We start from the raw sequence: 12,462 nt of genomic DNA on the forward strand, positions 1-12,462 counted from the left end.
ACGTCGGTCTGGATTTCGTCGAAGAGCACGAGCCGTGCACGCTGCGAGATACGGGCTATATCTTCGAAGGTGAAAAGCTTGGCCTTGATCTTGGCAAGGTCGTCAGCTCCGAGATCGGTGAGGTCCGCGAGCAGTTCGTCGATCTCGGATTTTTCCAGCTGATTGATAATGTTGGCAATCGTGCCGTGGTGGCTCTTTTCGGAACTGGTATTGTCCTTGCCAGTCACTTCGCGTTGCAGAATTGTTTCCAGCATTCCGGTAATGGCTGGTCTTACCTTACGGATATGCAAGGTGCGCTGAATGATGGCGCTGCGCTCCGCTGCAGCAAAACGGATCAGTAGCTTGGCTGCGACGTCGGAGGGCAGGCGGGAAATCACATAGGCCGTAACCTGTGGGTGCTGTGCGACCAGATAGGAGTGGAGCACGTCGGCCGGAATGCGTGGAAGCTGGTCCCACACCGATTCCTGCGTCAGCAGTTCGGGACGGCGGTTCTCGATGACCGCACTCGCATCTTCTGCCGACAGTGTCTCGCGCAGCAGACCCTCAAAGCGCATGCCAGCCTCGGAGACCGGCGCGCCATCGGCAAACGCATTCTCGAACTCCTTCACAAGTTCTTCGAAATCGCCTGGTGTGATCGGCTCGAGTTTGCGGGCATGACCAGCGAGCGAACGCAGGTCGTCAGCGGTGAAATGCTTGAGGAGCCGCGATGCAGATGGCCGCCCAATCGCGACGAGCAATGCAGCCACTTTTTCTGGACCGGATAGATCCTGAATTGCACTCGCACTTTGAGGTGTTTCTTGATCGCTCATGCGGTCCGGCTTTTGGGGTTAAGATTGATAAGTGGTCAGGTCAGGCGCCGCTGCCGATAACTTCTGTCAGGCTGACGCCGAAACGGGAGCTATCGTCTTCAAGGACGATCACTTCGCCCCGGGCAATGACACGACCATTGACGACGATGTCTACGGGATCGCCAATCTGTTTGTCGAGGGTGACCACGGCACCGCGCCCGAGCTTCATGAGGTTAGCGACAGGCATGGACGTTGATCCAAGAACGACCTGGACATCAACGGGAATGCCCATAATGAGATCAATATTCGACTTGGAGCCAGCCGGCTTGCGATTCGGCTGCGGGTCGTCTCGCTTTAGCTCTTCGATCGCCTCGTTAAGCTCGTCTTCGATTGAATTCTTGTCGGTTGTGGCCATTGTCTTGAGGATCCTGAACGAAACTGGGTTTATAGGACGACGCTTGCCACATCGGCGCTACGAACGATGCGGTTGACGAAAACGGGGAGGGTTCTTGCCGGTACCTCAGGCGGGGCCACTAGGTCACGCATCGCGGGCGATGCGGAGACAAAGGCTGGCATAGCTGGCCTTGGAGTAGCGGGCGATGGCTGGGCGGTAGCCGAAGCAGGGCGAACGCCATCCTTCAGGTCACTTTTGGCACGCTCGACGAGATCGATGGCGCGGGTGATCTCGGAGCGGACGCGATCCGAATCCCGCAACCGGGCTTCAAGCCGGACGCTTTCGTCGCGGCAGGTTTCCCGCTCGGCCTGCAGAATTGCGAGTGCCTGCTGGAGGTTGGCAGCGGAACTTGCAACCTGATGGGCCATGACGCGGCTCATCGCTGTCAGCCGGTTGGCCTTGCGCAGAGCCGTAAAAAAAATGATGAGTGACATTGCGGTCAGAGCGATCGAAAGCAGATTAACCAGCGGCAAGCTCATCGAGGAGATCCTCTTCTTCATTGACGGGATCCGTGATCCGCACGGTGAATGCGCTGCCGGCCTTGCCAAGGCGGCATTTGTAAAGCGCCTGATTGCCACTGCGCAGCCGCACCTGGTCGATTGCATCCTTTGGCAAATGTAAGACCTGTCCTGGTTTCAACAGGGCAATCTGTTCGAGGGTCATTGACCCCTGTTGCAGATAAGCTTCGACATCGATGCGGGCACGACTGACTTCCAGACGCAATTTCTTCGCCCAGGTTGGATCGGAATGATGTGCAGGCTGGCGCAGCATGCGAGCAATCGCATCCTGCATTGGCTTGAAGCTGGAGCGTGGCAACAGGATCAGGATCTGACCGGACCGGCCGGCGGCCTTGAGCGCAATCGCGCAGCAGATCATGCGTGTTTCGGTGACGGCGCCGGGGGCGAGATGTGCGGCCTCTACCAGATCGCCGATTTGAAAAAGGGATTCTACACCGCCGGAAAACATGTGGTCGAGTGATGCCGTGACATCGGCGAAAGCCTGTCGGGCAATGCCAAGATCAACGGCAGTCAGCGGCCGAACCGCAGCTCCCATCTCCAGACTACCGCCCGCCCCAAAAAGCGCTTCAATGCCGCAGTTGACGAAGTTGCGGTCAGCGGCCAATAGCAGGCGCGATCCCCACTTTGAAACGGGCACCATGCCGACAAGGCCGGTCCGCGACAGTGTTGCGGAGATATCGTCCTTCTCCAGTGACCCGATGCTGACGAATTCAGCACTGACGGGCACATCGGTTTGCGCTGCTACCCGTGCGCCGAAAGATGCAGCAAGCTCGCGGAACACCGTTTCCAGAGATTTAAGATCGTCGACCGACATGCCGGCCACGCGCAAGATACTCTCTGCCAGCACATCCGGTCGTTTCTGTTCCGTGTCGGCGTCCATGACTTATCCTATGCCGCCTGTTGCATCGGAGCAGGCGTCAACGTTTCCTGCTCGACCACGTCGATCGACGGACGGTCATAGGCGGAAATGCTCTTGCGGCCATATTCGAGAGCGATCTGGGGGAGGGCGCCATTCATGTAGGCCAGCAAGGTCTGCTTGACGACCATGTAAAGGCGGTTTTGCTTTTCGCGCGTGGTCTTGATCTTGGTTGCGATCGGTCCGACGACGCCGTAGGAAAGGAAAATACCGGCAAAGGTGCCGACGAGGGCCGCTCCTATTAGGTGCCCGAGTATCTCTGGCGATTCATTGAGTGCGCCCATAGCTTTGATTACCCCGAGGACTGCCGCGACGATGCCGAGCGCCGGCAAGCCTTCGGAAACGCTGACCATGGCATTGTAAGGCTTCAGCTTGTCGCGCGCGATGGTGTGGATTTCTTCATCCATCAGCGCTTCGATCTCGTGCGAACGCGCGTTGCCGATGATGATCAGCCGGCAATAGTCGCAGATGAAATGTGTAAGATCGTGGTTCTTCAACACGCTCGGGAATGTCTGGAATATCGGCGATTCCGTCGGATTGTCGATGTGGACCTCGACCTCGTTGCGCGATTTAGCCCGCAATTCCCGCATCAATGCATAAAGAACGCCGAGCACATCGAGGTAGTCGCGCTGCTTGGGGATTTTGTTGGTGAAGGCTTCCATGCAGGCCCGGCCGGTGTCCTTGACCGCCGAAAAGGGATTGGCAACCAGAAATGTGCCAAAAGCCGAGCCGCCGATGATGACGAATTCCCATGGCTGCATGAGAACGGCGACATGACCGCCCATGGCGATAAACCCGCCAAGGAGACATCCCATCGTCACGACCAGTCCAACAAGAATACCCAAGACTCTCTCCTGCACATTTGCCAGCAAGGGAGAGCTATCAGGTCCGGCTTGCGTGAACCTTGCAGAAGTAGGACAAGCCAGGTGGCAAGATCACTGATCGGGAGAGTTCAAGACTTTTTGGAGAGATGATACGGCTGAATAAGGATTTCAGCTGGGATCCTCCAGGCGCCTCGTTCAGTTTAAAGACCATCTCCATGGTGAGAGCGCGATTCTTGTTTAGTATTTAGTCCCAAACTCGGCCTTGATGTCAGCGGGCGTTTTCCATACCGCCTTTGCAGCTATTTCGTACCATGCAGTCAAGGGGATGTCTGCTTGATTGTCCTGCGACCAAAACATCTTCAAGCTCCCGAGTTGGGATCATGGCAGCCATTGTGCCGACAGCTTCAGGCAAGCTTGATTTGCCACATAGGGAGCCAAACGCTTCGGGAAAGGCGCATCATGATCAATACAATGACGAGCTATCGCTTGATCGCTGCGGATTTGCCGCGCTCACTTGCCCGCGTCTCCAAGGAGCCATTGGTTCAGCGCGACACCGACTATTACCTGAAGAACATCAAGAATGTGAAGTCAGTCGACGATTTCATGAAGGATACGAGGCTCTACAATTATGCCTTGAAGGCGTTCGGTCTCAGCGACATGGCTTATGCCAAGGCCTTTGTCCGCAAGGTCCTGACAGAAGGTATTGATAACAAGGAGAGCTTTGCCAACAAGCTGACGGATACACGCTACAAGGAACTGGCGACCGCGTTTAACTTCGTCAAATACGCTGACAAGGCAACCAGCCAGCCGGCAGCGCTACAGCCAATCGTCGACAAATATGTACGCCAGACGCTTGAGGTCGAGACGGGCCAGCAGAACGAAGGCGTTCGCCTTGCACTCTACTTCGCCCGCAAGGCACCGACGATCACGAGTGCCTATGAAATTCTCGGCGACAAGGCACTTTTGCAAGTTTTCCAAACCACGTTCTCCATCCCGACCGCGACATCCAACATGGATATCGATCGGCAGGCCAAGATGGTCGAGGACAAGCTCAATCTGAAGGATCTGCAAGACCCGGCAAAACTCGACAAGTTCATAGCGCGCTTCACCGCCATGCACGAAATGAGCAATCCGTCGACGTCCACCAGTATCCCTTCGATGTTGATCGGAGGGACGCCGACGATCGGCATCGCGGACAGCATTCTGACAACGCTGCAATCCTTCAAACTGGGTGGACGCTGATGGAAAATTCAATTTATGTGGGGCTCTCCTCGCAGATCTCGCTCGAACGCCGGCTCGACGCGCTGGCGCATAATGTGGCGAATATGTCGACCCCCGGCTTTCGCGCGACGGGCATGAAGTTTGATGCCATGGTGTCGAAAGCCGCAGAGAATTCAAGCTTCGTCTCTGCAGGCGAGAGCTTTATCAAGACCGAAGCGGGGCCCATCACCCAGACCGGCAATCCACTGGACGTGGCGGCAAAGGGCGATGTTTGGTTTTCGCTGCAGTCGCCTGCGGGTCAGGTCTATACGCGCGACGGGCGCATGCAGATGTCAACGTCGGGCGAGCTCCTGTCGGTCAAAGGCTATCCCATACTCGATGCGGGCGGGCAGCCGCTGACAATCGATCCAAACGGCGGACCGCCGAAGATTTCATCGGACGGAGCCGTCTATCAAAATGGACGGCAACTCGGAGCGATCGGACTCTTCACGATCGATCCAAATGCCAAGCTGACCTATTTCGACAATTCTGCAGTCATTCCAAGCGTTGCCGCCCAGCCTGCGCTGGATAATCCCAATGCCGGCGTCATCCAGGGCGCTGTCGAAGGCTCCAATGTCGACGCAATTAGCGAGATGACACGGTTGATGAGCGTGACGCGTGCCTTTGAGCGGGTCGATGCCTTGTTACGCGGCAACGAGAATACGTTCAAGGATGCCGTCAAGACGCTCGGATCGACAACGTGACAGAGCATTTGATCAGCATGAGCGTCAGGTAGATCATGCAGGCCGTTGAAAACGCCCTGCAGACGATGAGTGACCGCAGAGGCAGTCTTGAGGCCCTTGCCCGGCTCGTATCGCAGGCGGCCCAACACCACCCTGCTGTGGCCGTGGGTGGTTATGTCAATGAAGTGTCGCGATCCGCCATCGGCGTTCGCGGCATATCGGACAGGGCGCAACTCGGCGACACGGTAATGATCCGCTCCAACGACACGCTACACCCCGCAGAAGTGGTTCGGCTGGAACAAAAACGCGTATTGGTCAAACCCTTCGATGATCGGCTCACGCCGCCGCTCGGAACGCCTGTCTTTCCCGAAGGGCCGTTTCGCATCGCGCCAACGCCGGCCTGGAAAGGCCGGGTCATTAATGCGCGTGGCTCCCCGATCGACGACAAGGGACTTCTCCTGGCGGGGACCGAGCCGATGCCGGTCGATTGCCCCGCGCCGTCTGCGATGAACCGGAGCCGGGTGGAGAATGGCCTGCGCAGTGGCGTCAATGTAGTCGATGTCTTCGTACCGATGTGTTTTGGCCAGCGTATGGGCATTTTTGCCGGATCAGGAGTCGGTAAGTCGACGCTTCTCGCCATGATGACCAAGGCTACCGATTTCGACACTGTCGTGCTGGCACTGACGGGCGAGCGCGGGCGTGAAGTGCGCGACATGCTTGAAGATACGATGGCGGGGAAGTTGGAAAAGACCATTGCGGTGATCGCCACCGGCGACGAGAGCCCGATGATGCGGCGCCTGGCGCCCAATACTGCGACGGCCATTGCCGAATATTTCCGCGATCGCGGCGACAATGTTCTGCTGATCGTCGATTCGATCACCCGCTTTGCCCATGCTGCACGCGAGATCGCCATTGCAGCGGGCGAGCCTCCGGTCTCGCGCGGATATCCGCCAAGCGTTTTCAGCCAGTTGCCGCGGCTCCTCGAACGGGCTGGACCGGGACTTGAGGGCGGCGGTACGATCACCGGGATTTACGCCGTCCTTGTCGACGGCGACGATCACAACGATCCGGTTTCCGACGCGATCCGCGGTACGTTGGACGGGCACATTGTGCTTGATCGCGGTATCGCTTCGCAAGGCCGGTATCCGGCCGTGGATATTCTTGGTTCAATTTCGCGCCTTGCCCAGCACAACTGGACGCCCGAGCAGGCGAAGCTCGCGACAAGCCTGCGCGGTTTGATTTCGCGTTTTGAAGAAACCCGGGACTTGCGGATGATCGGTGCCTATCAGGCCGGGAGTGACCCACTGATCGATCAGGCAGTCAATCTTGTCCCGCTTATTTATGACGCCATGCAGCAGACGCCGGTTATGCCGCTTTCCCATGACCCCTATGGCGATCTTGCCGCGGCACTCAGGCCAAAGGAACCAACATGACAAAGCAACAGGCGAGGTCAATGCCAAAGGCTGAAACAGCAGCCGTTCCAGTGAAGCCGCCACGTGACAAGCGCTTTGACGGTTATCTGAAGGGAGCGGGATTCATCCTGGCGACGATATGTGCGGTGCTGCCGTTCGTGATGTACTACGACATCCTTGACGCGCGTCCGAAACCGCAGGCAGCGGCCAAGGCGGTTCGCGATCCACTCAATCGCTCGAACCAGAAAGTCGTACGTGAGACCCATGGCAAGCAGGTTATCTCGCAGCAGCCGAAGGCGGGAGAGGAGCTTGATCCGATGACCACCGCAACGACATCGGAGCAAACGGGCGACAGGCTTGCGCGCATTGACGAAGCGAGCAAACAGCCATTTCCGAGCAAGCCGGTTTTCCTGGTACGTGAAGTGATTGGCGGGCTGGTTATGATCGAAGACGGCAGCGGCTACTGGTTTGTCGAAAAAGGGTCGGTGCTACCAGATGGCAGTACGCTCGTTGCGATCGAACATGGCAGTGATCCTGATAGCTGGTCGATCAAGACATCCGATGGCGATGTGATCAGTCGTACAAACTAGTGACTCATGCTGACAACATAAGTTCCGCAGCTGATGGCGCCGCAAGTCTCACGCAAGTTTGACCAGATAGGTTAATGCCAGATTAATCGGTTCAGACGTGCGAGGGAAGTCATGCAGGGAATCCATCTGTTCGATCTGGCGTCGCGTCAGGCCGAATGGCTTTCGGTGAGACAGGCAGCTGTCTCGGGGAATGTCGCCAATGCCAATACGCCTGGGTTCAAGGCGCGTGATGTCGAGCCGTTCAAGGACGTGCTGGAACAGACGCAGCTGACCATGGCGGCGACCAATCCCAAGCATCTTGAAATCGATGCATCCGGTATTGCAGCGACTGCCCTGCGCAAGGACGCGGTGACCGAACAGAATCATTCGAAGAACACGGTCAGTCTTGAAGGGGAAATGGTCAAATCCGGAGAGATCAATCGGCAGTTTGCGCTTAACACCAGTATCGTTAAGGCGTTTCACCGCATGATGCTCTCGGCCGTGAAGAGCTGACGACGATGTCCGATCCGCTACAAGCCGCCCTCAAGGTCGCTGCATCCGGCCTCTCCGCACAATCAACGCGCCTGCGCATCGTTTCGGAGAATCTCGCCAATGCGCAATCAACCGGCAAGACCGCCGGCAGCGATCCATATCGGCGCAAGACCGTTTCCTTTGCCACCGAGCTTGATCGCAACACCGGCGTTGAGACCGTACGGATCGCTGAAGTGGGCAAGGACACGTCCAACTTCACCGAAGAATATGATCCAAGCCACCCGGCAGCCGATTCCAGGGGCTATGTGAAATATCCCAACGTCAACATGGTCGTCGAAATGGCGGACATGCGTGAAGCAAACCGTTCCTATGAAGCCAATCTCCAGGTGGTCAAGCAAGCCCGCGAACTGATTGCCATGACCGTCGACCTTTTGAGGAATTCCTGATGATCGATCAACTTCTGAGTGTTTCCACCCGCAATGCCCTTTCGAAGTTGTCCGAGACAGTAAACCAAGGGACAACCACACCCGGTACGGCGATGCCGGCCGCAGCGGCAGGCCAACCCTCCTTCGACAATGTCCTGTCGCAACTGGCAGGATCGGTCAGCGGCAAGCTCGAAAACGCCGAGGCGGTTTCGATGAAAAGCATGACGGGCGACGTGCCAACCCGTGACGTGGTCAATGCGGTCATGGATGCGGAGCAGTCGCTGCAAACGGCGATCGCAATTCGCGACAAGATCGTCCAGGCCTATCTCGAAATCAGCCGCATGCCCATTTAAGGACAAGTCATGAAAGCGCTTACCATCGCTGCAACGGGTATGAACGCCCAGCAGCTCAATCTTGAAGTGATTGCCAACAACATCGCCAACATCAACACGACCGGGTACAAGCGCGCCAAGGCCGAGTTCTCGGATCTGCTCTATCAGGCCGAACGCAGCGCCGGTGTACCCGACGCGGCAAACCAGAGCGTCATTCCGGAAGGTGCGATGGTCGGGCTTGGCGTGCAGACCTCGGCGGTGCGCAATCTTCATATCCAGGGCGCGCTCAATCAGACGGGCAATCCGTTCGACGTTGCAATGGTCGGCCGTGGCTGGTTCCAGATCCAGAATGCGGCAGGCGATACATTGTATAGCCGCGCCGGTGCTTTCAACACGAACGCGACTGGCCAGCTTGTGACGCTGGACGGCAATCTGGTCGAGCCCAACATTGTTGTTCCGACCGATGCGGTCAAGGTTACGATCAGCGAAACGGGGCAGGTCTTTGCCCAGCTGGCGACCCAGACCCAACCCGTAAATCTCGGTCAGCTGCAGATCGCCAATTTTGCCAATGAGGCAGGTCTCGAGCCGCTTGGTGACAATCTTTTCCGTCAGACCGATGCTTCCGGCGACCCCGTGACCGGTGTACCGGGTGATCCCGGTTTCGGTACGCTGAAGCAGGGCTACCTCGAAAGTTCCAATGTGGATCCCGTCAAGGAGATCACCGATCTCATTACGGCCCAGCGCGCCTACGAAATGAACTCCAAGGTCATTCAGGCCGCCGATGAAATGGCATCGGTTGTTTCAAAGAATCTGGGTGGCTGAGGATTATCATGAAGGCTGCGCGGCATGTGTTTAAACGGATGGCTCGCACGGTGGCACTTGCCCTGTGCCTGACGCCCCTTGCATTTGCTGCTCATGCGGATCGCATTGCCTTTATCGTGCCGTCACAGATCATCTATCCGGGCCAGACCATCAGTGACGTCGGTCTTCAGGAAAAGATGTTCACCATCAAGGCGAGTGCGGCCGCAAGTTATGTCATGTCGACCCAGCAGCTTATCGGCAAGGTAGCACGCAGGACCTTGTTGCCCGGCCGGCCCATACTGGTGAATGCGGTCAACGAGCCAGACCTGATCCAGCGCGGCGTCACCGTCGCGCTCGTCTACAACACCGGTTCGCTGGTCATCACCGCCAAGGGAGTACCGATGGAAGCCGGCCATGCGGGCGACCTCATCAAGGTGCGCAACATTGACAGCGGTATCATTGTTTCGGGAACGGTCCTTGCCGATGGTACAGTCCAGGTCGGGATGCAATGATGCGGCGACTTGCGTGTCTCGTAGCCCTGATCCTTGCGGGAACGACTTTGGTCCATGCGGGTGAATCGTCGCCCAATGCCAAGGACTATCGCTCGCCGGCCGATGCACAGGCCGCCTGGCGCAAGGCCGAAAGAGAGGCTGACGATGGCCGCTGGGGTGGCGCAGCGTCACCTTTGGGCGAAGGCGGGGCGATCGCGCGCCTGAAAGACATCGCAAATATCCAGGGCGTGCGCGAAAACCAGCTGGTCGGTTACGGTCTCGTCATAGGCCTGAACGGTACAGGCGACAGTTTGCGCAATGCGCCGTTCACGGAACAGTCGATGCGGGCCATGCTGGACAATCTCGGTATCGGCCTTCCGCCGGGCACGTCCCGTGTCAGAAATATTGCAGCGGTCATCGTGACAGCCAATCTGCCGCCCTTTGCAGGACGCGGGTCCCGTATCGATATCACCGTTTCATCGCTGGGCGACGCGACATCGCTCGCTGGCGGAACGCTGGTGATGACACCGCTCGCAGCCGCAGACGGTCAGACCTATGCCGTGGCTCAGGGCAATATGGTCGTCTCCGGTTTTACCGCATCAGGCCAGGCCTCGACACTCACGCAAGGCGTCCCGACGAGCGGCCGCATTCCCAATGGTGCGCTGGTCGAACGAGAAGTAACCGGCAATTTCGGCCAGGATGAACTGGTTGTCGAGCTGCGTGAGCCCGATTTTACCACCGCGGTGCGTATAACCGACACAATCAATGCCTTTGCCAAACGGCGCTACAATCAGCCGGTCGCCAAGGAACGCGACTCCAAATCGATCCGGTTGCGCAAGCCGAAAAACATGTCCGCGACACGCTTTCTTGCGGAGATCGAAGGTCTCCCGGTCTCCACGGACGAGGTGGCGAGGGTGGTTGTCGACGAACGGACTGGCACGGTCGTCATTGGCGAGAAGGTGCGAATCTCGCGCGTTGCGATCAGTCACGGCAGTCTTTCAGTGCGTGTGACCGAAACGCCAACCATCGTGCAGCCCGAACCGTTCTCCGATGGTGTGACAGCTGTCGAGCCCAACACGAATATCCAGGCGGCGCAGACATCAAATATCGGTGTACTGGGCGGGACCGATCTGGAGAGCCTGGTGAAGGGTCTCAACCAGATTGGCGTGAAGCCGCAAGGCATAATCGCCATCCTTCAAGGCATCAAGACCGCGGGCGCGCTCCACGCGGAGCTGGTCGTTCAATGAGTGCGGTGTTGAACATGAGGAAATTCATCAGCACGGGCTTTGCGATTTTTGCCTTCAGCTGCACCATGCTTTTGCCCGTCGCCTACGGGCTTTCACAGGAGGCCGCACCCAAAGATGAAACCGGCGAGGAAATCGACCGCTACTGCACCAATATTACCGACAAGGCTGCGGAAGCGCGCTATGCCATGCAGACGCGCGAGCTCCAGCAATTGCGTGCGGATGTCGACAGCCGCATCGAACAGTTGGATGCCAAGCGCAAGGAATATGAAGTCTGGCTAAAGCGGCGCGATGAATTCATCGACAAGGCCGAGGACTCGCTCGTTGGAATCATTTCAAAAATGCGTCCTGACGCAGCCGCAGCGCAAATGGCGCTTCTCGGCGATGAGGCCGCAGCCGCATTGTTGCTCAAGCTCAACCCGCGCGTGTCCAGTGTCATTTTGAACGAGATGCCTGCAGAGAAATCGTCGAGGCTGGCCCGGGTTATTGTCGGGTCACGTGTCGTTCCAGAAAAAGAAAGAACCGCCCAATGAAAAAAGCGGCACCATCAATCGTGTTCGCCAGTGTCGTTGTTCTTTCGGGTTGTGCGGACAATTTCCGCGACCTGAACCGCGCTCCAGCAATGTCGCCGGTTGGTGCTGGCGTCGGGCAGTCTTTCAACGTTGCCGATCCGGCTTATTACCCGACGCAGCCCCGGCCGCAGAAATATTCGCTTTGGCAAGATCGCCAAGCCAGCTTTTTCCGTGATCCGCGCGCGAGCAATCCTGGCGATGTGCTGACCGTTGTCATCAGGATCGACGAAGAAGCGAAATTCGACAACAAGTCGAACCGGTCACGCGTTTCATCGCAGGTCTATGGTGGTAAGGCCGATATCAGCGGCAGCGGTTTCCCGGGTGGGACTATCGATGGCAATCTTGACCTCAACTCCGACACCAATTCCAAGGGAGAGGGTAAAATCGAGCGGTCCGAGAAGGTCGATCTGCGGGTTGCGGCGATCGTCACCAACATCCTGCCAAACGGAAACCTGGTCGTGCAGGGATCGCAGGAAATCCGCGTCAATAACGAATTGCGCATTCTCAATGTTGCCGGTGTCGTACGGCCGCGGGATATCTCCGGGTACAACACAATTTCTTATGAGAAGATCGCGGAAGCGCGCATTTCCTATGGCGGGCGCGGGCGGCAGAGCGAGGTGCAGCAGCCGCCTTGGGGACAGCAGGTCCTCGACACCGTCGCACCGTTCTAAGGTCGAAATA

At 57.6% G+C, this 12,462-nt stretch carries 17 protein-coding genes; 12 read left to right on the forward strand and 5 right to left on the reverse strand.

Features of this window, described 5'->3' with window-relative positions; genetic code table 11:
• The 5 genes from AAAC48_RS12610 to motA form a co-directional block, all read right to left on the reverse strand.
• Positions 1 to 809, reverse strand: an 809-nt coding sequence (locus AAAC48_RS12610) for a flagellar motor switch protein FliG (RefSeq protein WP_340654496.1), incomplete at its 3' end; no start/stop codon positions are given.
• A gap of 40 nt (positions 810 to 849) precedes the next feature.
• On the reverse strand, positions 850 to 1,203 hold the full coding sequence (gene fliN / locus AAAC48_RS12615) for a flagellar motor switch protein FliN (protein WP_340654497.1): 354 nt from the start codon (positions 1,201 to 1,203) through the stop codon (positions 850 to 852).
• A gap of 29 nt (positions 1,204 to 1,232) precedes the next feature.
• Positions 1,233 to 1,721 (reverse strand): hypothetical protein, encoded by a 489-nt coding sequence (locus AAAC48_RS12620; RefSeq protein WP_340654498.1) that lies wholly within the window; start codon positions 1,719 to 1,721, stop codon positions 1,233 to 1,235.
• Entirely contained in the window at positions 1,702 to 2,640 is a 939-nt protein-coding gene (locus AAAC48_RS12625; RefSeq protein ID WP_340654499.1) for a FliM/FliN family flagellar motor switch protein, read from the reverse strand. The genes AAAC48_RS12620 and AAAC48_RS12625 overlap by 20 nt, the downstream gene beginning before the upstream one ends.
• Positions 2,641 to 2,648: 8 nt before the next feature.
• A complete protein-coding gene (gene motA / locus AAAC48_RS12630; RefSeq protein ID WP_340654500.1) occupies positions 2,649 to 3,521 on the reverse strand; it encodes a flagellar motor stator protein MotA in 873 nt (290 codons plus the stop codon).
• 438 nt (positions 3,522 to 3,959) lie between these two features.
• Between motA and AAAC48_RS12635 the strand changes: the two genes are divergently transcribed.
• The 12 genes from AAAC48_RS12635 (at position 3,960) to flgH (ending at position 12,452) form a co-directional block, all read left to right on the forward strand.
• Positions 3,960 to 4,742: a DUF1217 domain-containing protein gene (locus AAAC48_RS12635; RefSeq protein ID WP_340654501.1), complete on the forward strand. Its 783-nt coding sequence runs from the start codon at positions 3,960 to 3,962 to the stop codon at positions 4,740 to 4,742.
• Positions 4,739 to 5,464 (forward strand): flagellar basal-body rod protein FlgF, encoded by a 726-nt coding sequence (gene flgF, locus AAAC48_RS12640; RefSeq protein WP_340654565.1) that lies wholly within the window; start codon positions 4,739 to 4,741, stop codon positions 5,462 to 5,464. The genes AAAC48_RS12635 and flgF overlap by 4 nt, the downstream gene beginning before the upstream one ends.
• Before the next feature lie 35 nt (positions 5,465 to 5,499).
• The gene (gene fliI, locus AAAC48_RS12645; RefSeq protein ID WP_340654502.1) at positions 5,500 to 6,876 is read left to right on the forward strand and encodes a flagellar protein export ATPase FliI; all 1,377 of its coding nucleotides are present in this window, start codon (positions 5,500 to 5,502) and stop codon (positions 6,874 to 6,876) included.
• A gap of 20 nt (positions 6,877 to 6,896) precedes the next feature.
• Complete coding sequence (locus AAAC48_RS12650; protein WP_340654503.1) at positions 6,897 to 7,445, forward strand: hypothetical protein; 549 nt, start codon at positions 6,897 to 6,899, stop codon at positions 7,443 to 7,445.
• Between the two features lie 111 nt (positions 7,446 to 7,556).
• Positions 7,557 to 7,937, forward strand: coding sequence for a flagellar basal body rod protein FlgB (gene flgB / locus AAAC48_RS12655; RefSeq protein ID WP_340654504.1), 381 nt, complete (start codon positions 7,557 to 7,559; stop codon positions 7,935 to 7,937).
• A 5-nt stretch (positions 7,938 to 7,942) separates the two neighbouring features.
• Positions 7,943 to 8,362, forward strand: a complete 420-nt coding sequence (flgC, locus tag AAAC48_RS12660) for a flagellar basal body rod protein FlgC (RefSeq protein WP_340654505.1) — start codon at positions 7,943 to 7,945, stop codon at positions 8,360 to 8,362.
• Positions 8,362 to 8,694, forward strand: coding sequence for a flagellar hook-basal body complex protein FliE (locus AAAC48_RS12665; RefSeq protein ID WP_340654506.1), 333 nt, complete (start codon positions 8,362 to 8,364; stop codon positions 8,692 to 8,694). The genes flgC and AAAC48_RS12665 overlap by 1 nt, the downstream gene beginning before the upstream one ends.
• Before the next feature lie 9 nt (positions 8,695 to 8,703).
• Positions 8,704 to 9,495, forward strand: a complete 792-nt coding sequence (gene flgG, locus AAAC48_RS12670; RefSeq protein WP_340654507.1) for a flagellar basal-body rod protein FlgG — start codon at positions 8,704 to 8,706, stop codon at positions 9,493 to 9,495.
• Between the two features lie 38 nt (positions 9,496 to 9,533).
• The gene (gene flgA / locus AAAC48_RS12675) at positions 9,534 to 9,986 is read left to right on the forward strand and encodes a flagellar basal body P-ring formation chaperone FlgA (RefSeq protein ID WP_340654566.1); all 453 of its coding nucleotides are present in this window, start codon (positions 9,534 to 9,536) and stop codon (positions 9,984 to 9,986) included.
• Entirely contained in the window at positions 9,983 to 11,212 is a 1,230-nt protein-coding gene (locus AAAC48_RS12680) for a flagellar basal body P-ring protein FlgI (protein ID WP_340654508.1), read from the forward strand. The genes flgA and AAAC48_RS12680 overlap by 4 nt, the downstream gene beginning before the upstream one ends.
• Positions 11,213 to 11,277: 65 nt before the next feature.
• Complete coding sequence (locus tag AAAC48_RS12685; RefSeq protein ID WP_340654567.1) at positions 11,278 to 11,742, forward strand: MotE family protein; 465 nt, start codon at positions 11,278 to 11,280, stop codon at positions 11,740 to 11,742.
• Entirely contained in the window at positions 11,739 to 12,452 is a 714-nt protein-coding gene (flgH, locus tag AAAC48_RS12690) for a flagellar basal body L-ring protein FlgH (protein ID WP_340654509.1), read from the forward strand. The genes AAAC48_RS12685 and flgH overlap by 4 nt, the downstream gene beginning before the upstream one ends.
• The last annotated feature ends 10 nt before the right edge of the window (positions 12,453 to 12,462 follow it).

Source organism: Phyllobacterium sp., from assembly GCF_037994405.1.
GTDB lineage: Bacteria > Pseudomonadota > Alphaproteobacteria > Rhizobiales > Rhizobiaceae > Phyllobacterium.